Origin of the sequence: Woronichinia naegeliana WA131, assembly GCA_025370055.1 — a bacterium.
Taxonomy (GTDB): Bacteria; Cyanobacteriota; Cyanobacteriia; order Cyanobacteriales; family Microcystaceae; genus Woronichinia; species Woronichinia naegeliana.
Genome location: CP073041.1, coordinates 5,656,023 through 5,677,233, shown reverse-complemented (window position 1 = coordinate 5,677,233; position 21,211 = coordinate 5,656,023). Strand labels below are relative to the sequence as shown.

20 protein-coding genes, 1 tRNA gene and 4 pseudogenes are annotated in these 21,211 nt (G+C 41.9%); 7 read left to right on the top strand and 18 right to left on the bottom strand.

The features are described from left to right. Positions 1-217: 217 nt before the first annotated feature. Positions 218-922 (bottom strand): IS1 family transposase, encoded by a 705-nt coding sequence (locus KA717_28715; protein ID UXE64805.1) that lies wholly within the window; start codon positions 920-922, stop codon positions 218-220. Between the two features lie 772 nt (positions 923-1,694). Here KA717_28715 and KA717_28710 point away from each other — a divergent pair. Next, entirely contained in the window at positions 1,695-3,794 is a 2,100-nt protein-coding gene (locus tag KA717_28710) for a C2 family cysteine protease (protein ID UXE59696.1), read from the top strand. A gap of 13 nt (positions 3,795-3,807) precedes the next feature. Here KA717_28710 and KA717_28705 read toward each other — a convergent pair whose 3' ends face one another. The 13 genes from KA717_28705 to KA717_28645 form a co-directional block, all read right to left on the bottom strand. Next, positions 3,808-4,404 (bottom strand): exopolysaccharide biosynthesis protein, encoded by a 597-nt coding sequence (locus KA717_28705; protein UXE59695.1) that lies wholly within the window; start codon positions 4,402-4,404, stop codon positions 3,808-3,810. Positions 4,405-4,512: 108 nt separating this feature from the next. Continuing rightward, complete coding sequence (locus KA717_28700) at positions 4,513-5,412, bottom strand: S1 RNA-binding domain-containing protein (GenBank protein UXE59694.1); 900 nt, start codon at positions 5,410-5,412, stop codon at positions 4,513-4,515. Positions 5,413-5,522: 110 nt separating this feature from the next. Further along, positions 5,523-5,969: a phosphate-starvation-inducible PsiE family protein gene (locus KA717_28695; GenBank protein ID UXE59693.1), complete on the bottom strand. Its 447-nt coding sequence runs from the start codon at positions 5,967-5,969 to the stop codon at positions 5,523-5,525. 203 nt (positions 5,970-6,172) lie between these two features. Then, positions 6,173-6,559 (bottom strand): 50S ribosomal protein L7/L12, encoded by a 387-nt coding sequence (rplL, locus tag KA717_28690; protein UXE59692.1) that lies wholly within the window; start codon positions 6,557-6,559, stop codon positions 6,173-6,175. Positions 6,560-6,730: 171 nt separating this feature from the next. After that, a complete protein-coding gene (gene rplJ / locus KA717_28685) occupies positions 6,731-7,252 on the bottom strand; it encodes a 50S ribosomal protein L10 (GenBank protein UXE59691.1) in 522 nt (173 codons plus the stop codon). Positions 7,253-7,477: 225 nt separating this feature from the next. Then, on the bottom strand, positions 7,478-8,194 hold the full coding sequence (gene rplA, locus KA717_28680; protein UXE59690.1) for a 50S ribosomal protein L1: 717 nt from the start codon (positions 8,192-8,194) through the stop codon (positions 7,478-7,480). Between the two features lie 168 nt (positions 8,195-8,362). Beyond that, positions 8,363-8,788 (bottom strand): 50S ribosomal protein L11, encoded by a 426-nt coding sequence (gene rplK / locus KA717_28675; GenBank protein UXE59689.1) that lies wholly within the window; start codon positions 8,786-8,788, stop codon positions 8,363-8,365. 9 nt (positions 8,789-8,797) lie between these two features. Beyond that, the gene (nusG, locus tag KA717_28670; protein ID UXE59688.1) at positions 8,798-9,418 is read right to left on the bottom strand and encodes a transcription termination/antitermination protein NusG; all 621 of its coding nucleotides are present in this window, start codon (positions 9,416-9,418) and stop codon (positions 8,798-8,800) included. Positions 9,419-9,453: 35 nt separating this feature from the next. Continuing rightward, positions 9,454-9,660 (bottom strand): preprotein translocase subunit SecE, encoded by a 207-nt coding sequence (gene secE / locus KA717_28665; protein ID UXE64804.1) that lies wholly within the window; start codon positions 9,658-9,660, stop codon positions 9,454-9,456. 165 nt (positions 9,661-9,825) lie between these two features. After that, a tRNA-Trp gene (locus tag KA717_28660) sits at positions 9,826-9,898 on the bottom strand. A gap of 93 nt (positions 9,899-9,991) precedes the next feature. Further along, on the bottom strand, positions 9,992-10,354 hold the full coding sequence (gene rplS / locus KA717_28655) for a 50S ribosomal protein L19 (GenBank protein ID UXE59687.1): 363 nt from the start codon (positions 10,352-10,354) through the stop codon (positions 9,992-9,994). 98 nt (positions 10,355-10,452) lie between these two features. Further along, positions 10,453-11,604, bottom strand: a complete 1,152-nt coding sequence (gene hypD, locus KA717_28650) for a hydrogenase formation protein HypD (GenBank protein UXE59686.1) — start codon at positions 11,602-11,604, stop codon at positions 10,453-10,455. Then, on the bottom strand, positions 11,588-11,860 hold the full coding sequence (locus KA717_28645) for a HypC/HybG/HupF family hydrogenase formation chaperone (protein ID UXE59685.1): 273 nt from the start codon (positions 11,858-11,860) through the stop codon (positions 11,588-11,590). Before KA717_28645 ends, hypD begins: the two co-directional genes overlap by 17 nt. 172 nt (positions 11,861-12,032) lie before the next feature. Between KA717_28645 and KA717_28640 the strand changes: the two are divergent. Beyond that, positions 12,033-12,785 (top strand): annotated as a pseudogene (locus KA717_28640) (NAD(P)H-quinone oxidoreductase subunit 2). An 81-nt stretch (positions 12,786-12,866) separates the two neighbouring features. On the opposite strand, the gene KA717_28635 reads toward KA717_28640, so the two are convergent. After that, positions 12,867-14,480: an IS1634 family transposase gene (locus tag KA717_28635; protein ID UXE59684.1), complete on the bottom strand. Its 1,614-nt coding sequence runs from the start codon at positions 14,478-14,480 to the stop codon at positions 12,867-12,869. 103 nt (positions 14,481-14,583) lie between these two features. Here KA717_28635 and KA717_28630 point away from each other — a divergent pair. Further along, positions 14,584-15,198: pseudogene (locus KA717_28630) on the top strand (ISKra4 family transposase). A gap of 17 nt (positions 15,199-15,215) precedes the next feature. Here the strand turns inward: KA717_28630 and KA717_28625 are convergent. Beyond that, positions 15,216-15,446, bottom strand: a complete 231-nt coding sequence (locus KA717_28625) for a DUF4277 domain-containing protein (protein UXE59683.1) — start codon at positions 15,444-15,446, stop codon at positions 15,216-15,218. Between the two features lie 409 nt (positions 15,447-15,855). Here KA717_28625 and KA717_28620 point away from each other — a divergent pair, with 409 nt between their 5' ends. The 3 genes and pseudogenes from KA717_28620 to KA717_28610 all read left to right on the top strand — a co-directional run bounded on the left by KA717_28620 (position 15,856) and on the right by KA717_28610 (position 17,163). Then, entirely contained in the window at positions 15,856-16,176 is a 321-nt protein-coding gene (locus KA717_28620; protein UXE59682.1) for a helix-turn-helix domain-containing protein, read from the top strand. A 17-nt stretch (positions 16,177-16,193) separates the two neighbouring features. Beyond that, positions 16,194-16,865, top strand: a complete 672-nt coding sequence (locus tag KA717_28615) for an IS630 family transposase (GenBank protein UXE59681.1) — start codon at positions 16,194-16,196, stop codon at positions 16,863-16,865. A gap of 22 nt (positions 16,866-16,887) precedes the next feature. Next, positions 16,888-17,163: pseudogene (locus tag KA717_28610) on the top strand (NAD(P)H-quinone oxidoreductase subunit 2). Positions 17,164-17,391: 228 nt separating this feature from the next. On the opposite strand, the pseudogene KA717_28605 reads toward KA717_28610, so the two are convergent. Further along, positions 17,392-18,729, bottom strand: a pseudogene (locus tag KA717_28605) (IS5 family transposase). Positions 18,730-19,102: 373 nt separating this feature from the next. On the opposite strand from KA717_28605, the gene KA717_28600 reads away from it, so the two are divergent. Continuing rightward, positions 19,103-19,639: a DUF928 domain-containing protein gene (locus KA717_28600; protein ID UXE59680.1), complete on the top strand. Its 537-nt coding sequence runs from the start codon at positions 19,103-19,105 to the stop codon at positions 19,637-19,639. A gap of 439 nt (positions 19,640-20,078) precedes the next feature. On the opposite strand, the gene KA717_28595 is transcribed toward KA717_28600, so the two are convergent. Further along, positions 20,079-21,122 carry an IS630 family transposase gene (locus KA717_28595; GenBank protein ID UXE59679.1) on the bottom strand — a complete coding sequence of 348 codons (1,044 nt, stop codon included), beginning with the start codon at positions 21,120-21,122 and terminating at the stop codon, positions 20,079-20,081. Between the last annotated feature and the right edge of the window lie 89 nt (positions 21,123-21,211).

The window sequence follows — 21,211 nt, the reverse complement described above, 5'->3', positions numbered from 1 at the left end:
GTGATCGCGCCTCTTTTGTTGACATTGCAATAGAGCTTAACAACTTTGTTACATTACTTTACAAAACTCGAAATAAAAGATAAGGCAATCGCCATTGAGATATAAGATGTATTCCCTCAAGCAAAACGGACTTCCCCCCATAGACCAAGTGTGTACACACAAGTAGAGTCTGAGCTAGTTTCCATTTGGGTAGTGATTCGATAGTAGTGGTGGCGGCTTAAGCCTTTGCTAATTGGGCATTGTAGTCGTGTATAAAGTACCAAATTGCCCCAATATGATTTTCCACATTTTTGGAAAAAGAGAGGCTTTTTCGCACCAGTCGAGAGATTCGTTGTCGAAAGGTATTATTTAATCTTTCAACATGATTAGTTTGTCCCGTCTCTTTACCGACTGCTCGATGACGTTTACTGGGAATAACTTTCTCATAAGATACCCAAAAATCCGTGTAAGCAACGGCACATTGTCGGTAAACAGCAGGCAAACTTGCCCAAAGTTTTTTGGCTGATGCACGGCTTCTGTCCCCAATATAACAACCAACAATGTCTCTTGTTGTTCTGTCTATAGCTAACCAGACATAAAACTTATTTTCTTTGGAGAAAACAAATGACCAAAGCTCATCACATTCGATAGTCAATTTTCCTCGCGCTTTTTCTGAAACGCTTATCTGACGAGGTACCGCAGCAAATTTATCATTAACATAATTCTGTAACCATGACCAACTTACTCCTGTGACTCTTTCAATTCCCCGTAGAGAAATTCGCTCTAGTAGGAGCCTATTAATTAATGGTTTTGTCTGTTCTGAAACTCTCTTCTGACTAGAGTTAATAACAAACTGGCGACCACAGTCTTTACATAGATTTTTGGGCTTACCATGATGGGCGGAACCATTCTTAATAGTGTGATAAGAGCCACAGAGTTGAATCTCATTGAAATTTTATGGCGGTTCATCAAGTATGAGTGGCTCCCCCTAGACGCTTACAAAGACTGGAAAACTTTTGTAGAATGTCTGGAAAAAATCTTAAGAGAAGTTGGAACCAACTATGTAATTAATTTTGTCTAGCTACTGAGCAAAGGCTTAAGCTGCCACCACTACTATCGAATCACTACCCGCTGATCAAGGGCATTCAGTTTCAAAGGAATACAGCGATCGCCATCAATCAAGGAAAATACGGAGTATCCCTAGAAAAAATAGTGGAAATTACGGGAATTTACAGTTTGTATTAAGCTTATTTACTGAACCATTGAGATCAAAAAATAGATGATCCAAAAACGTAGATTAGCAACTTTTTGAGGGTGGCTCAGGAAAAATACGGAGTATTTCTAGAAAAACGAGAAAAAATTACGGGAACCTACAGTCGGTTTCTGCTAATAGACCGTGATAAAACTTAAGTGTACCGAATGAAGTTGACTTTAGGATGACGTTTTGAAGCACTTACCTATTATTTCTATGATCAAGGATAGGGTTATTTTTTTACATTATTTCTCAACCGGCAATTCCCTTCAAAATACCTTTTACAAACAAAGATATACATAACAGTAACAATATTACACGCTACTTAAAAAATTTACCAAGATTGCTAATTAATCTCAAACACAACGACGGCTTTATCTCTGATCTTCACCTGTCAGATTAAAATATAAGATGATTTGACACTGTTTCTAGGAGCTACTTAAAAAGTTAAAGGGTTAAAATTATGTTCACTGAATCGACTTCTCCCATTGTTTCTTCCTTCGCCAGTCTTGAAGATAGTCTCTCTCTTTGGAAAGATACCTTACAGGGTATTCACTCCAAATCTGAGTTAGTGCTGAATGGTGGGCAAAGAGATAACTTAGGTGAGTTCGTCGCTCCTACAAGCGTCAGTGTGCATAATCGATTGGATCGTTTCGGTTCAGATCAGAGTGTGCCAGGTAGCAGTCCTAGGAATCTCAACTCAGCAGATAGTATCACAGGTCTTTCTGCTCAGTCTATTGGTGCGAATGTTCAAGTCAAAGCACCCGCCGCCAACAGTATTCCTGACTTAATGATCAGTTCTCTCTCTTCCTCGTCCTCGGTCAATGCGGGTAGCACGCTTAGCGTTAGTTATACAGTCAATAATCAAGGTAATGCAACCGCCGCCTCGAATAATACGCAATTCTATCTTTCCACCGATAATAGCTTGGACGCTGCCGATACCCTCATAGGAAGCAGTGCCGTTAGTTCCTTATCCACAGGTAAATCTAAAAATATTAGCTTTTCAGCGACGGTCAATAGTAGTTTAGCCCCAGGCAATTATTATCTTTTTGCCAAGGCCGATGGTAATAATCAAGTTATTGAATCGAACGAAAGTAATAATTTAATTAGCAAAGCCATTACGATTAATGCCGCTGCCAAGGCCGATCTAACCATTAATGCGATCGCCCCCAGTAGTGTTCTTGTTGGTGGAACATCTTTAAGTCTGAACTATAATATCGCGAATCTCGGTAATGCCTCTGCGGCCTCCAATTTAACTAAATTCTATCTTTCTACGGATACTCTTTTAGATGGGGCTGATACAGTTCTTGGAACGGATACCGTTTCTAGCCTAGCAGCAGGAGCGAATACCAATCGTTCCGTCTCCCTGACCTTAGCCAGTAGCTTAAATCAAGGAGCTTATTATCTCTTTGCCCAGGCTGATAGTGGCAGTACAGTCTCAGAAAGTAATGAAGCAAATAATACAAATTCCGGTAGTTTTAGTGTAACAACCTTAGCCGATTGGTGCAGCCAAAATATTAAAGATCTAGAACTGAGCAGTTTAAGCAGTAACCTAACCACCGATGGCAGTCTCTCTCGTCAAGACATGATTGATCTGTTTAATAGTGCCAAGGACAACAGTTTGGTGGATGGCACTGAGTTCACTGATTTGAAAGCGTTGGTCACTAATGGTAAACAACTGCTAGGAATGCAGGATTTTGTTTATGTTCTATCTAATAATCTGGTTAACGGCAATACTGCCAATACGACTTCCGGTGTCGGCAATTTATTTGCAGGCAGTACTGATGCACAGATGACAAATTTGGTAGATAAATGGTTTTTGGGTACAGATTGCCCCGACACCAGCTATAGCTATCAGTATGCTCAGGGGTCACTTTTCCAAAACGGTGTTAATGTCAATGACATCAAACAGGGCATGGTAGGAGATTGTTATTATCTCTCCACCCTTTCTTCCATTGCTCAGGAAAAACCGTCCTACATTCAAGATATGTTCATCGACAATGGGGACAATACCTTTACCGTGAAGTTTTTGAAAAATGGAGTTAACGACTATGTTACTGTTGATCGCTATTTACCGACGGATAGTAATGGTAAGTTTGTCTATGCCAGCTATGGCAGTAACTATACCAATACCAGTAATGAACTATGGGTCGCCCTGGCTGAAAAGGCCTATGCTCAATTAGCTGAATCCGGTTGGAGTCGCCCTAACTATAATGCTTACTACAACACTAATTCCTATGCAGCGATTGAAAGCGGCTGGATGGATCTGGTGATTCAGCAAGTAACGGGGTTATCTACTACTTCTCAAACCCTTTCTGCTACCACGTCGATGACTCAGACTTCGCTGATTAACCTAGTCAACTCTAATCAAATTCTCACGGCTGGTTTCGTCTATGGTGATGGCGGTGGTTTAGTGGTCAATGGCCATGCTTACACCATTACGGCTTACAACAGCACGACCGGACAATTCCATCTTCGCAATCCCTGGGGTTATCAAGACTCCGATCTCACCTGGAGCCAATTGGTCAGCCTACAAGCGGTTGTTCAATATTCCAACACCTAATTTGCTCAAAACGCTAATGCCAGTAATGGGCGATCGCCTCCCAAAGACTAGAGCCAATCAGGAAAAGGCCCAAGGTAATGACCACCGTCCAACCATAGGCAACGCACATCAAGAGGCCATCCATTTCTAACATCCCCACCGCTAACAACAAAATTCCGATCGCGGGTAGCGGGTTGGTAAAGGGAATAGGTAGCATTAATAGGATCGTTAACCAGGCAATAATAAGGCCATTAACGCGCCACATATAGGGATTACCCGCCAGGCTTAATAACCGAGGACGGGTAATTCTTTCTAAAATACGGGTTAAAGATTTGACTTGGCGGAGTAATTGTTGGGCAATGCCTTGGGGAAAGGGAAAATTAGCAACTCGTTGGGGTAACCAGGGGCGATGATAACCCCCTAGCATCTGTAGTGATAACAGCAAGATGCCTAACCCTGGAATTCCTGTCAGCCCAGGGGGAATCGGAAAAATAAAAGGCAGTGCGAGAAGGGCAATAATTAAACAAAAACCTCGCTCTGCGGTGACAGCCAGAATATCCTTTAGGGTTAGGGAATGATGGGCAACATGATTGAGTAGTGCTTCAATATCCTGGGAAAACCTAAAATACATAGCTGAAGAACTGAATTTCAATTAGGGATTCCATCTTGGTGGGTGGAATTTCCTTAAGGGTAACATGAGTTCAGATATTAATTCAGAGGTATTGGTGATCGACCGAATTTAGGCCATTTCTGCTAACTTGGCCTGAGCTTGTTCAAATCGTTCTGAAGCGTTGTCCATAACTGCTTCAAAATTTTCCAGTAGTTCCCCCGGATAAGCTTCAAGAATTTTAGTGGAGAGGGAAATTCGATTTTTAAACTCATCAATATCCAAAACAACCACTTGAACTTCCTGCCCATACTGAAAAACTTTGTCTAGGGCTTCAATGCGAGTGCCACTCACTTGGGTAATGTGGAGTAATCCAGTGACACCATTCAGGTCAACAAATACACCATAGGGCTGTAGTTTGACAATTCGTCCCGCACAGAGGGTTCCCTTGGCGATTGTGGTCATGGCCTGGGCCTGCATTACCTTGCGCTGAGATAGAACCAACTTATTTGTTTCCTGATTGGCTTCCAAAATATTGGCTGTTAGTAGTTGACCCATTAAACTATCCAGGTCATTCTTTTCTACTAAATGCGATCGCGGAATAAAACCTCTTAACCCTGCTACATCACCAGTAACCCCTCCCTTATTCATACCCGTGATCCGAATTTGTAACGCTTTACCAGACTCTGCTGCTTCACTAATCTCATCCCAGGCCTGCTGTAACTGCAACTGACGACGGGATAATTGTACTTGCCCCTCAGAATTCTGTTCACTGGTCACTAAAAATTCCCATTCTGTCTCTAAAGGGAGAGCTTCCGCTAGATTATCAATCTCATGCAGGCCAATTTCTCGCAGGGGGATAAAACCAGGGGATTTACCACCAATTTCTACATAGGCTCCATCGGAAGTGTGCTGAGATACTTTGCCTCGGACAATTTGTCCCTTATCTGCGTGATAATCATGCTTTTCCAAGGCTTTGGCAAAATCATCGTGGGAAAAACCAGCAGAAGAGGAGCGGGATGACGCAGTCATAGGGATGGATAAATAGTAAACGCCTCATTGTAACAGTTTCTGGGGATAATCGAGTAGTTCGTACCCCCCAGATTTTCATTTTTCTTCTTCCCTTACATCTTGACCCAACACTAGCGACTAAATCGTTTGAGGAGACAATAACTAACCGCTAGACATAGAATCGCAAATCCGAGGGAAATTAATTCGATTCCCCCATATTTAGTAAAATCAAAAATGATAACCTTTCTTGCCAGGGCAATGATGGCAGTGACAATTACCAATTCTACCTGAATAACATTTTTCTTCAAATAACCGGTCAGATTTTCCAGTAATTCTAAGGCAATTAAGATATTTAAAATCAATCCAAATAACTCGATCAAGCTTTTATTGAAAAAACCAAAGGGTTCGTTGGCAAATTCGACAATTAATATCTTAATTAGATCAAATAATGAAACAAAAACAATAACAACCAGACAAATCGTTAATATCTTCGCAACTAGCTTTTCAAAAAAGTGAAGTCGTTCTAAGAAAACTTCATCTCGGAAGTTGTCGGCCAGTTTTCTAAAAAGATGCTTCATGCTTGCCTCCATGGTTAATACGCCAATTTCTAAGCCATTTAGGCGATGAGATTAGCCTAGTCATCAATTGATCATAATAGACATTATGGGTGATGACATTCAAAATCTTCAGGTAAGGGGTTTAACTTCCTGGTTAAGCTCCTAAGAAAAAAGCAGACCTTTATTATCAGATCTGCTTAAAAGTTGAAACGTTCAAGGCGAAATTATTTCACGCTGACTTTGGCACCCGCTTCTTCAAGTTGTTTCTTGACAGCTTCTGCATCATCTTTACCAGTGGCTTCTTTAACGGCTTTGGGGGTAGATTCCACTAAATCCTTAGCTTCTTTTAGACCCAGACCTGTAATGGTACGAACGACCTTAAGAATGGCAATTTTCTTGTCAGCAGGGACTTCTTCGAGAACAACGTCGAATTCGGTTTTTTCTTCTACCGCTTCAGCTGGAGCAGCAGCACCGCCACCAACAGCAGCCACAGCAACAGGGGCAGCAGCACTTACGCCAAAAGCTTCTTCGATTTGCTTAACTAATTCAGCCGCTTCTAAGAGGGAGAGAGATTTTAATTGTTCTAAAATGTTATCGGTTGCAGCAGACATGCGGAAAACTCCTTAAATTGTTGACAGTGAATAATGGACAGTTGATAGTGAATAGTTGATAGTGAATAATTAATAGTTGATAGTGAATAGATTTACCCTAAGAATTAAGCAGTAACTATTCCCTATTCCCTATTCTCTCTTAACTACTCTCTATTCCCTCTTAACTATTTCCTATTCTTTTTCAGAATAAGCTTTGATACCCCGTCCAATCGAAGCGGGAACCTCGTTGATAGCGATCGCAATTTTGGCTGTGACAGCATTGAGCGCGCCAGCAATTTGAGCGATTAACTGTTCCTTGGAAGGTAGATCCCCGATCGCTTCGACTTCGGCCTTGGTCAGGATACGACCTTCTAAGACACCGCCCCGCAATTCGGTTTTCTTGGTTTCTTTTTGGAAACTTTTATACGCTTTGATGGCTCCGCCAAAGTCATCTTTGAGTAGTAATAGAGCAGAAGTGCCTTTTAGGTATTCCTGCATTGGCTTCCATTCCTGATTACCATCAATAGCCAAATGGACTAAGGTATTTTTGGTAATTTTGCAGGTTCCCCCTAGGGGGCGCAGACGGTTCCGTAGATCAGAAATTTCCGCGACAGTTAAGCCTTGGTAATCGATCACCATCGCCATTTGGGATGACTCGATCAATTCCTTGACTTCGGCAATAATCTGATTTTTATCTTCTCTGGTTCTTCCCATGCGGTTTTCACCTCCTTCAGTTTGGGATTGATCGGCAATTGACCCACAACAAAAACCCCTAAGCGATCGCCGGGGCTGAAGAACGGTCGAATTATCACAGGAGACACCAAAATGTCCAAAGCAACAATCCAAAACCGAATTCAGGCTTCAACCTCGGCAGGCAAATTTAAGCAAGTTGCCCCTGCGGTCATTGGTAAGAGCCAATGTTGGGTTTAAGAATCACACCTAGCTTTCTGCTAGTTTGTAGTCACGCAATGCGTTGATATCAACTTGGATAGAAGGGCCCATCGAAGCGGCTACAAAGATGGATCGCCAGTAACGGCCCTTGGCCCCAGAAGGGCGATTGCGGTCAACAGTTTCCTGTAATGCTTTCAGATTTGCCAGCAAATCATCCACAGAAAAAGAGGCCTTTCCAAACATAACATGAACGATGCCCGTTCTGTCAGCCCGAAATTCTAATTTTCCAGCTTTAAATTCGGCGATCGCACTAGTAACATCCGCCGTAACGGTTCCCCCTTTCGGAGAAGGCATTAAGCCCCTGGGGCCTAGTAATTTACCCAACTTAGCAATTTTAGGCATCATATCGGGGGTGGCAATCAGAACATCAAAGTCCATCATGCCCCCCTGAATTTGGTCAATTAATTCTTCAGATCCACAAATATCAGCCCCGGCCCCATTGGCCTCTGCCACTTTTTCCCCCCTGGCAATAACAGCTACTCGCACTGTCTGGCCCGTTCCCTTGGGGAGAGAAACTGTTGTTCTTAACTGTTGGTCAGTATATTTAGGGTCAATACCCAAACGAATATGAACCTCTACTGTTTCATCAAATTTAGCAGTGGCGGTCTCCTTCAAGAGCGTTAATGCTGCGATCGGGTCATAGGCTTTTTTTGTATCCACTTTCGCCAAAGCCGTAGCGAAACGTTTCGATAACTTCTTAGACATGAATCGGATTTACTCTCCTTGGGTATTAACGAAGCTAATAACTTCTCCCCTAAATAATTTTTGTTTCAAACTTTAAACTATTGTCAGTATTGATCCGTTGATTCCCATAGTCACTAATAATTAATAATTATTAATTGCTAACTATCAACTATCAATTGCTAACTCGTTTTAGTCCTTAATCGTAACGCCCATATTTCGGGCCGTTCCTTCCACGATCCGCATGGCTGCCTCAATATCATTGGCATTAAGATCGGGCATTTTGGTTTGAGCAATTTCTCGCAATTGATCACGAGAGATGGCTCCTACCTTTTTCTTGTTAGGTTCGTTAGAACCTTTGTCCCCACCGGCTGCTTTCAGAATCAAAACCGAGGCAGGGGGTGTTTTTAAAACAAAGGTAAAACTACGGTCTTCATAAACAGAGATTTCTACCGGAATAACCATGCCAGCTTGATCGGCTGTTTTAGCATTGTATTCCTTACAAAAGGCCATAATATTGACCCCATGTTGACCCAACGCGGGGCCAACGGGAGGGGCCGGATTGGCCTTACCTGCTTTCAGGGCTAATTTAATCTGAGCGACGACTTTCTTTGCCATTGCTAATTGCTAATTTTGTTTTTCCACTTGGTTAAATTCCAATTCGACAGGGGTATCCCGACCGAAAATGGATAGTAAGGCTTTAAGCTTACTTCTTTCAGGACTGACTTCGATCACTTCCCCTTCAAAGTCTTTAAAAGGCCCGGAGAGAACCATAATTTTGTCTCCCACTTGCATTTCAATCTTAATAACAGGTTCCTGTTCTTCTGATTGTTTAAAAATGCGTTCAACCTCTCCCATACTGAGGGGAAGCGGATTGACATGACCCCGCCCTCTTCCGTAGTGTCGTTTTTGTTCAGACCCTACAAAGTTGATGACATGGGGGGTGTTTTTGACGACCTGCCAGGCATCATCATCCATAATCATGCGGATTAGAACATAACCCGGAAAGACTTTTTCTTCGCCATGTTGACGAGAGCCGTCCTTACGAATTTTGACCGTCGGATTTTTGGGGATTTCAACCTGTAGAATCCGATTGGCTACGTCCAGGGTATGAATACGTTGCTCTAGGTTCGCTTTCACTCGCTTTTCACAGCCAGAGGCAACCTGAACTGCGTACCATCGGGCTGCTTTCGCAGTTTTCTCCTGAGGAGGGGCAGCAGCTAGGGATTGATCGTCATCAAAACTCATTTCGATATTCTTAATGCTCCACTAGATCGCAGGGATTACCCAAAAAGAAAGGGTTGCTTGGCTATCCACGAGAAGAAGTGATCCACCAGATAGATAACCGTAGCGACTAGCGTTACCATCAAAACAACGGCAACGGACTCACTAATTAGTTGTTGACGGGCGGGCCAAACGACTTTGGCTAATTCCTCTTTTGTCTCCGAAACAAAACTGCCAAGCTGATTGCCAGCGATCGCCGTTTTCACATCTGAGACATCCGGTTTGGTTGCTTCTTTTTTCGCCACAGTATTACCTCTCACTCCAAATGAAGTTATCTGGTGATATATCAGGATATCGTCGCGACAGAACCAAGATCACTCTCTGGGCTGTATTGAGCCGATTCACTGAACTATAGGGCTATTGGTGGTCAACGCGCCCTGGAGGACTTGAACCCCCGACATCAGGTTTTGGAGACCTGCGTTCTACCAACTGAACTAAGGACGCACAGTCTAAGCAGTTATAGAAGGGAATTTTCCCAACTCCTTAATCATAATAACTTAATTCGTCACTAATGTCCGTGCGCCGTCGTTGGATTTTTTAGAGGGCCCGGTCAAAACGTTGTTTAATCCGAGTTGCTTTACCGACGCGATCGCGAAGATAATACAATTTAGCTCTCCGAACCTTACCGCGACGAATAATTTTAATATCAGTGATACGAGGTGAGTTGAGAAGGAAGACCCGCTCTACACCAACGCCCTGAAAAACTTTCCGCACGGTGATGGTTTCATTGATACCGCCATTCCGCATGGCAATGACAGTGCCTTCGTAGGGCTGGATACGCTCTTTTCCACCTTCGACGATCTTGACTCCCACTTTAACGGTGTCGCCAACGTGAATAATGGGCAGATCGGTTTTCAGATATTCCGCCTCGATGGACTTAATGATCAGTTGTGCGCTCATGGCTTTAGGCTCATCGCTTTAGTAAAAACTCACAATTTCTCATCATACCTTATTAAGAGGTGATTGGTGAAGCCCTTTTTTTCCGGCCAGCCAGAACTTCAACGAAGAGACGTGACAGATTTATGCACTGATTGGCGATCGCCCTTAGCCAAACGGCCATATTTGTAATAGGCAGCACAGGCTCCTTCCGATGAAACCATGCAGGCTCCAATGGGGGTTTCTGGTGTACAAGCAGTGCCAAAAACCTTACATTCCCAAGGCTTGAGAACTCCTTTCAGAATTTCCCCACACTGACAAGCCCGATGATCGGCGATCGAGAGATGGGGAACGGAAAATTTAGCTTCGGCATCAAAATCGGCATAGCGGGGACGCATCTTTAGACCAGATTGGGGAATGTCGCCTAAGCCCCGCCATTCAAAACTTTCTCGCACTTCAAACACTTGATTCATCGCCGCCAGCGCGACCGTATTGCCTTGATCTTGAACAAGACGAGTATATTGATTTTCGATTTGACAACGGTGGGTTACTAATTGCTGTAAGACCATCCAAACCGATTGCAAAATATCTAGGGGTTCAAAGCCGGAAATGACGAGAGGTTTATGATATTTTTGGGCAATGACTTGATAGGGAGTCGTGCCAATAATAGTACTGACGTGACCCGGCCCCACAAAACCATCTAATTGTAAATCGGGATTACTTAATAGGGCTTCTAGGGCTGGAATCACCAGAACATGATTGCAAAATAAACTAAAGTTTTTAACCCCTTCTTTTTCTGCCTGCAAAACCGTGAGGGCGGTACTGGGAGCCGTTGTTTCAAAACCGATCGCAAAGAAAACGATTTCCTGGTTTGGATTGGCCTTAGCTAATTTGAGGACATCTAGGGGGGAATAGACTAAGCGAATATCGGCACCGAGGGCCTTGGCTTGCAATAAACTGTGTTTGGAGCCAGGAACCCGCATGGCATCCCCAAAGGTGGTCAGTATAACCTGGGGATTTTCAGCCAGGGCGATCGCCTCATCTAGACGACCTTTAGGCATAATACAAACGGGACAGCCTGGGCCATGCACTAACTCAATCTCGGCAGGTAATAGGGATTCCAATCCTGATTTAAAAATGGCATGGGTATGACCCCCACAAATTTCCATAATTTTAAGCGGATGGGTTGGAGCCAGGGCGATCGTTAACTGTCGAATTTGAGTCAGTAGGGCTTCGGCTTTTTGAGGATCTCGAAATTCATGCAAATACTTCATCGGCGGCAAATTCCTCTAGTTCGGCTAACTGTTCTAATAATTGCAAGGTAGCGGCGGCCTCTTCTTCATCCAAACGATTAAGGGCAAAACCGACATGAACTAAGACCCAATCCCCAACACAGTTTTCCATGGGATGTTGCTCATCTACAATACAGGCAATATTCACCGCCCGTTTGACACCGGCAATATCTACTAGGGCTAATTGAAAGTCCTGATTGATAATTTCGGTAATTTGACCTGGTATTCCTAAACACATAATACTGAAACAATAAGTAGGGAGATTAGATTATTGATAGAGATTTAAGTTCTATTATTTAGCGATAAAAAGACAAGACTGATGAAGCATTTTTTAATAAAATTACGGAGCAAAATTGAGATTATTGATCCTTATTTAAGCCAATCTCCCTAAGCCTAACAGAAATTATCTTAAAATTAAACTATCTTTACTTTTACTTTAGGATGCGATCGCCGGACTATTGGCAGCTACTGTCGCGCTCTATTTTGCTTGGGATAGTGCAGACCCGATAGGTTTTCTGGGAGCCTTTAATGGGGATAATCTCAGTATTGTTTTTCGGGCGATCATTGCTCTTTCGGCAGTGGTCACTATCTTAATGTCAGTGCGTTATGTGGAACAGACGGGAACTTCTTTGGCTGAATTTATCGCCATTATGCTCACGGCGACGTTGGGGGGAATGTTTCTCAGTGCCGCAAACGAATTGGTGATGATTTTTGTTTCCTTGGAAATGCGGAGTATTTCGTTCTATCTGATGACGGGTTACATGAAGCGTGATCCTCGTTCCAATGAAGCGGCTTTAAAGTATCTGTTAATCGGGGCTTCTAGTTCCGCTATTTTTCTTTACGGTCTTTCTCTGCTCTATGGTCTGTCGGGAGGAGAAACCCAATTAGAGGCGATCGCGGCCCAATTGACGGATGCAGTAAATGGGGGTCAATCCCTCGGATTAGCCATTTCCCTCGTATTTGTGATTGCGGGGATTGCTTTTAAGATTTCGGCGGTTCCCTTTCACCAATGGACTCCTGATGTCTATGAAGGTTCACCCACGCCGGTGGTGGCATTTCTGTCGGTCGGTTCCAAAGCGGCCGGATTTGCGATCGCCATTCGCTTATTAGTCACCGCCTTTGGGGTAATCACCGATGAATGGAAAGTGATTTTTACTGCCCTAGTGGTCTGTCAAGCTAAAGATTGTGAATTTGAAGCCCACATTCCGTACATAAAAAAAGAACAAAGAAAATAAGAAAAGTCATTATGACAAAAGATAATACTGACAAGTAGTAGCCCCAAAAAAGCGCAAAATCCTCTCTCGCTCAAGCGTTAGATTGATTATTTGGGGACAATTATCCAGTACAACCCAATGAACTCCTCTCAACATCTGAAAAATCCAACGCAGTGTCGGACGCTGAGTCGGCTTTCCCAACTGATTAGGCACAGTCTCCTCCTGCTCTGCCAGAGCCAGTCTCAGTTTACGTTGTCCCAAGCTGTACACCAGTAAACACAACACCATGATGAAACTCAATGCCATAATCCGCTCAGGGGTTTTGAGAAAAACACTGGACGCCAAAAACAGAGGGTCTTTAAGGAAGCGAAAACCTCGCTCTACCCCTTGCTGTTGCTTGTAGTGGACAAGCAGTTGCTCATCGCTCAAAGAGTCTCCATCTAGCTGATTCGTCGCCAAGACAAAACGTCCTGCTGCCCGCTCTGAAGCTTGAACTTTCGCACTATTGAGGCTGAAAGTGGCTTGGGCATGATAGCTACGACGAATGGGCTGTTCATGGGGACGGGGTTTACCTCGATGACCGTAATGACATTTTTCGACGACAGTTAGGTCTTGAAGAAGATGCCATTCTAAACTCTTCTCCCATCGGCTCAGGGCGGTTAAAGCATCCTCCCGACAAGCAAATTCCTGACGCTGTAATTGTTCTAATTGTCTTTGAGCTTGAGCCGTTGCTTTCTCTGTCTTCTTCGTCAGTTGTTTGAGGTCTAAAGCTTTTTTTTGCTCGCTATCTACCACTATCCAACGTTGTTTGACTCCCCCATATTCACTTTCTAAGGAGGTAAGACGATAGCCCTCTAAATCAGTTGTGATGAATTGCTCCGAGGCTAATTGACTGACCGCATCCTGCACTTCTCTAATCGTTTTCGGCACAGAACATAACCAGTATATGCCGGTTAACTTTTGCAAGTTATCGGCACTGTATAAGGCTGAATCTGCTATATACAAACCATCGAATTGCCACTGCTCATTGAACTTTTTCAAGAGTTTAGCAAACTCTTTTTTATCACTTTGATTGCCATCTCCTAATTCGAGAAAAGCGGGAATGTCGCCATCCCCCCAACAGACTAGATTCAAGACAAATTGTTTCAAGTCTGGTCGCTTATCCTTTGAATAGCCATGAGTGATATGGATTATTTGGCTTTCTTTGTCTTCTCTCTCCACCGATAATTTATATTCCCCTTGTACCGATAATGAACTGGAGTCTAAATGGGAACTTTTCATCACTATTTTGAAGATTTCTACGGCTTTTAGACAAATTCCGAGAAACAAACGGCTGATGCCGGCCATAAAGATTAAATCTAAGACTCTCCCTAAACGGTCATCATTCAGGTCGCTGGCTTTTATTCCTTTTCCTAAAAGATGTTCTACTGGTTTATCTTCAAAAAAACGACTGAACAAATATAAAGGAGAGTTGATAAAGCCTAAGCCATTGAGAATCATCGCTTTCACTACCAGACCCGCACTGATTTTAGCACGGTCATTTTCTCCTAGTTGTTCATTGATATAATCCACTAGACCTAGTTCATCAACTATCGCCGCGATTATTCCTAAATGGTCGAGATTTTTAACGTTTAATTGGGTCATTTTCTCTTGGGTTTATTAGCTTTTTTATTTTAACTATTCTGTAGCCATTTTTGAATCTATTTTTATTTTTTCAAAACTAGTACGGAATACGGGCTCTAACACAGAAGTCGAAGAAATTAGCATAGATGGTGGGAAGGTACGACTCAGAACTCCCAAGGGAGAACCCTTAATTTGGCGTGATTATAAAGGAGTCAGTTTTCATCAATTGGGGGTAGCTGCCTTTTTTCAAGATAACTCGGCTTTATTAGATTTGGTTAATTCTCAAATTTTGGCTAAGCCTTTAATTTGTTTGGGAGATGGACATGATGGTATCTGGAACTTATTTCGTGAGATAGGACAGAAACATGAGCGAATTGAAATTTTGGACTGGTATCACTTAATTGAAAACCTCTATAAAGTTGGGGGGTCATTCCAGCGAATTGAGGAGGTCAAGTCTTTTCTTTGGACGGGTGAAGTGGATGCCGCTATCTCCTATTTTGAGGGATGGTCAGAGCCTCAAGCTGAGAATTTTATCATTTATTTAAACAAGCATAAACATCGGATTGTCAATTATGGTTATTTGCAGGCAGAGGGCATTTCCATTGGCTCTGGCTCTGTCGAATCTCAAGTTAAACAAATTGGTCATCGTCTTAAAATTACTGGTGCGAGTTGGAATTCTGACAATGTACCACAAGTCCTTCGTCATCGCTGTTCCTATTTAAATGATTACCTTTTTTGACTCTTTCATTTACCTCGTTAAGTATTTCTACTTATTGCAAAGGTGAGATGCTCCCTGAATAAATACAAGGGAGAATTAATAAATCCTAAGCCATTGAGAATCATGGCTTTAACCACCAGACCCGCACTGATTTTCGCACGGTCATTTTCTTGTAACTGTTCATTGATATAATCCACTAGACCTAGTTCATCAACTACGGCCGCGATTATTCCTAAATGGTCGAGATTTTTAACGTTTAATTGGGTCATTTTCTCCTCGGTTTGTTAGCTTTTTTATTTTAACTATTCTGTTGCTATTTTTGAATCTATTTTTATTTTTTCAAAATTAGTACGGGATATGGGTTGAAGGAAAATGGAGAGGCTATTCATTACCTCAACAGATATCGTAATAAGTAACCATGCTCAAGACCTATATTGTCCGATTAAGTCAAGAAGAACGTCAGACCCTAAAAGATTTGGTATCCATCGGCAAAGGAGCGGCTTCAGGGCAAACGCATCTAAATTCTAGACTCCTTATCTGATAAGACTTTCAGCGTTTCATAAAAAATCAATCATGCTCTCGGAAACCCTTATCCAGCCTACCTTTCAAAAATAAGATGCGTTCGCCCTGGGAGCGGCTTACAAAATTAAGCACGCCAATATTCTGTTAAACATTGATGTGAATGGACAAGGATGGACGGATGAGGAAGCTGCCGCCGCCTTTAGTTGTCACCGTAACACAGTCGCCAATCTCAGGGAGCGATTGGTCAATGAAGGTGTGGAGTCAGCATTAAGCCGCAAGCCCCGCAAAACGCCGCCTCGTCAACCGATTATTGATGGAGAGGTAGAAGCAAAACTAATCGCCTTACGTTGTGGAGAACCGCCTGCTGGTCAAGCCCGTTGGACATTGAGGTTACTAGCCGACAAGGCGGTCGAGTTAGAAATTGTGCCAGCAATTAGTCACGAAACCGTGCGTCAAGTGTTAAAAAAAACGAACTAAAACCTCATCTGCGACAGATGTACGTGATTCCACCAGAAAAGAGTGCCGAATTTGTGTCTAACATGGAAGATGTTCTAGAAATTTATCACCGACCCTATGACCCCAATTGTCCAGTGATTTGCATGGATGAGCAACCTATACAATTGGTCAAAGAAACCCGCCTTCCTCTACCAGCCAAACCTGGACAGCCAGAGGCGCATGATTACGAATATGAACGCAATGGAACAGCCAATATCTTTATGTTTACAGAACCCTTGTCTGGGTGGCGAAAGACAGTTGTCAGTGAACGTAGAACATCGGTTGACTGGGCAACAGAAATTAAGAATTTACTCGATAACGACTATGCTGATAACGACAAAGTCATTTTAGTATGTGATCAGCTAAATACTCACAAACTTGCCTCACTATATGAAGCATTTGAGCCTTCCACGGCTCGTCGTCTAGTCGAACGGTTGGAAATTCACCATACCCCAAAACATGGCAGTTGGCTTAATATTGCTGAAAACGAGCTGTCCGCAATGACTCGGCAATGCCTAGCTCGTCGAATTCCAGATCGGGAAACTTTAGAGCAAGAAACAACGGCTTGGTACACTCAGCGCAATCATTCCCAAAAGTCGGTAGATTGGCAATTCACGACGGCTGAGGCTCGTATCCGTCTCAAGCGTCTTTATCCACAAATAGAAAATTGACAGACCACTAGGCTAATTTTTCATGATCCTCGGTAACGTGGTAGCCTTGGCTCAAACCAGCATGAAACGGATGTTAGCCTATTCCTCCATTGGCCAAGCCGGTTTTGTGATGATTGGTTTAACGGCAGGAACCGATGAAGGGTATGCCAGTATGGTCTTTTACCTGCTAATTTACCTGTTCATGAACCTGGGAGCTTTCACTTGTATTATTCTTTTTTCGCTCCGTACAGGAACGGATCAAATTAGTGACTATGCTGGACTCTACTCCAAAGATCCGTTACTGACCTTGGCCTTAAGTAGGGCTTGCTGAAAAAGTCAAAAAACGAAAGAAATGTGGGTTAGGGAAGTATGGACTGAAAAAGCATAGATAACTTATCCTTATGGAAACAAATCAAAATACAGATTTTGTTTAATCTATTGTTCCTTTCTGTCTAAAAAGGTCAACACAAATCACTCCTCACAAAAGAGAGGAAAATTAACACCATTTTTCACAAGAAAAACGACTCTACAACTTTTTACTTTTTGTCTTCTGAAGTAGAGTAGAAAGATTCATTACCAAAAAGTTCATCGCAATTACCGTTTCCGAGGTCTCAGGTAGTTTGGCCATCACTCGACCAAGACTAAATTTCCTCTTTCCCTGTCCGAATTTACCCTCAATGGCATTACGCACTCTTTCATCTGAGCGTGCCTCTTTCTTTTTTTCTTTGCTCACCTCTTTCGGCGGTCTTCCCAATCGGGGACCACTCATTCTTATATCCCTTTCTTTACAATAAGCTCGATTCGCTTTTGTTCGATAGATTTTATCCACATGAACCGATTCCGGATAACATCCTGTTTCCCTTTTATATTCTTCTATTCGCGCTTGTAAATCTCCCGATTCGTTGTAATTATCCCAACTTAATTTGTCTAAGAAGACAAAGCCATTCACATTACTTGCCGATATTTTAGCTCCAAACTCTACTGCTTTTCCCGCTTTTCCACGCACTATTGGACGCACGTGAGGTTGGCTTACACTCACGATTCTGTTTTCTACTTTATTTGTCTTTTTTTCATACATTTCTAACTGTTGCTCATACACTTTTCCTATCGTTACAAGCTCTTCTTGCTCTTTTTTCGTTAGTTTTTCTAACTTTGCTCCCTCTTCTATCATTTTTTCTATATCAGACAAGTTTCTTTTTATATATCCTAGTTGTTTTTTTGTTCCTTTTCTTCTTTCTTTTTTTGACACACGACGTTTTTTTGCTATGGCTAAGTACTCTTTTCTTGCCACTTCCCTATAAGTCCTCGGCTTTTCTTTCCTTTTCTCTTTTATTTCTTCATACAGCTTATCTATTATTTTTTCTGTTTTTTCTCTGGCATCATTCAATATTCCTATATCCGTTGGATATTTTATATCTGCTGGTGTACAAGTCGCATCTAACAATAACTTTCCTTCATTTTCTTTTTTTTCTGACGCTACACCCGTCGCTTTTTTTTCTATTTCTTTATTAATTTTATTTATTAATTCCATTCCTATTTTTTTACGAAAATGAACCATCATTGACGCATTAAATGCTTCTTTGCTACTATAGCTTTCCATTCCTATAAAGTACTGTAAATAAGGGTTCTCTTTTATTTGTTCTACTGTTTCTCTGTCACTTTTTCCTGAAATTTCTTTGATAATTAATGCTCCTAATGCCATTCTAAATGATTTGGCTGGGGCTCCTTTTTTTTCTGTGAAGTTTTTTGCATATTCTTCCTCATATTCTTCCCAAAGAATCATTTTTGACATTTCTATCCAACGATTTTCTTCGTCTAACTGCCCGCCGAACAGATTTTTCAAGTTTTCTGGTGTTTCAATTGAGTACTGTTGCTTTCGGTACATCTGCTTTCTCTCTTCTTAATGCAATGGTTTTGAGGCATTCTACCCTATTTTCGTGCATTCTAGCGGTTCTTAATTCGCCTACTATTTTTCTCCGTAAAGGTTTCAGCTTTTTTCAGCAAGCCCTAGGTAATATATAAAGTGGTTATAAATTTGGGGAGAAATAAATATGTTAAATAATCGTTATTTCTTTAAGTTGATAGTGATCGCTCTCTTCATAACGGGGATTCTGTTAAGCAATGCTCAAACTCCTATGGGCTTGACTAGAAGTGATGGGCCTTTACCAACCATCTTTTTCAAACCGCCTGCTGATGCTCAAGAACCCCATAAAACGACTGGGGCTGGATCGAGAGGAGGATCTTGTCCTCAGGATCCCTTGTTGAGTGAAACAACAGCCAAGCGATCGCTGATGGCCCTGGTTCCCAATACTAATACAGGATTAACCCTCGCAGAACGTCCTACTTTTTGGATTTATCTACCTAAAACCACTGCAAAACAGATTGTCTTGAGCATCAGGGAGGCAGGAATAAAAGATCACGCCCAGATCTATTTACCAACGCCTGAAGATTCTGGTGTGGTTGGCTTTCAGTTACCTGCTACTGGCCCTGCTCTAGAAATCGGCAAGACTTATCAATGGGCAGTGGTCTTAATTTGTGGAGCCAGACCAAGTCCTAATGATCCGGCGATCGCGGCTTGGGTACGTCGTATTGCGCCGATGCAACCGTTGAAAAAAGGAACCATTTTAGAGCAAGCTGCCTGGTATGGCGAACAGGGAATTTGGTACGATGCGATCGCGGCTTTAGCGGAAGTCCGACGCACTAAGCCCCAGGATAATGGTTTAACTGATATTTGGACTAATTTTCTCAATTCGGCAGGGTTGGAGGAAATTTCAAGGGAGCCATTACAGTTTTAGCCTCAAGATTAAGCAAGAGTTGTATTGATGATTTAGTCAGCTTTTGGCTTTAATTAGTTCTGGACAACTAATCTTTAATCCCACATTCCGTACTTGGCAACAAGAATTTTAATAAATACGAATAAGTCTAGATTAGCAGAAGTGCTTCCCCACAAAGGTTTCAGGAATCACAATCTGCTGATCAACAAAAGTACGCCTCTTTATGCAGCACAAAAGCACTGATAAACGCACTACTATAGTCTTTCCTTCTCCGTCTATATCTAGTGTTGTGATGGCTAATGATGCCTGCATATAGCGTGTAAATTTTAAATTATTTATTTTCTTCTAAATAGTACGGAATATGGGCTTAATCAGACTTTTTCCTATTTTTGCTTCAACAGAAAACCAGACTTTTTTCGCTTGTTTTTTCAATTTATTCACCTTAATGTGTTCTTATACTTCAAACGTTCATAATCTGAGATTTATCAAAGCGTTGAAATCGTAAGGTGAGCAAAGAATCAAGCTCCTCCTTATATTTTACGTTAGCATCTTCAAGACATCCTGAAATTGCTGCAGAAAACTGCGTAAAATCTTCATAATATTTTGCGTATAAACACTTCTTCTTCACAAACTTCCACAGTCTTTCAATTAAATTCAAGTTAGGAGAATAAGGAGGTAAGTACAGTAACTCTATTCCTAATGATTCTGCCAACTCCTGCACAATTCGGCATTTTTGATAACGAGCATTGTCTAATACCAACGTAATCGGTATTAATAGTCCTAATTCTGCTATCTTTTCTAGGAGTTCACAAACCTGAGTTCCCGTAATATAAGAACTGTTCGTTACCATAATTACTTCATGGGTAATTGCATTTAATGCTCCTAACACATTAAAACGTTTTCTCCCTGATGGTGACTTAATAAAAATCCTCTTGAAGCACCATATAAAATTTACAAATGCTCCCATTACAAAATGAGAGGCATCTACAAAGAAAACTGCCCTTTTTCCTGCTTTTGCCTCTTCTAGCCTTGGTTCTAGCTCTTTTTCTCTATAGCTATCCTGAGCTTCTACATCTGCTTTTGATGGAATTGTTCCCACCTTTAGACACCTCATTCCTATTGACTTTAAAAATTTTCTGACTTGCGTTGGACTTCTTTTTATTCCCGTTAATTCTTCTATTCTTTTTACTGCTTCATTTATTCTTGCTGGTGGATTTGACTCAAAATATGCCTCAATTGTCCCTTGATGCTCTGTTAACTCGCTTTTCGGGCGATTAAATTTTATTTCTTTTAGTTTTTCTATCCCGCCCTCTTGATAATCACGGATATAGCTTGTCACCGTATTTACTGAAACTCCTGCGAATTGAGCAATTTTTTGATGAGATAATCCCTGACTTTTTAACCATAAAACTTCCATCTTTAGCTGTACTCTAGGATGCGGGTGATTAAACCGACCGTAAGACAACAGTCTTTTGTCTTCTTCCGTAAATTCTAACTTAATCATTTCTCAGCCTCTTGACTACTTTTTCTATTTTTACTATATTATCTCTTATTTTTAAAATTCGCAACTTGTGACCGTGTTCAGTATAGTTC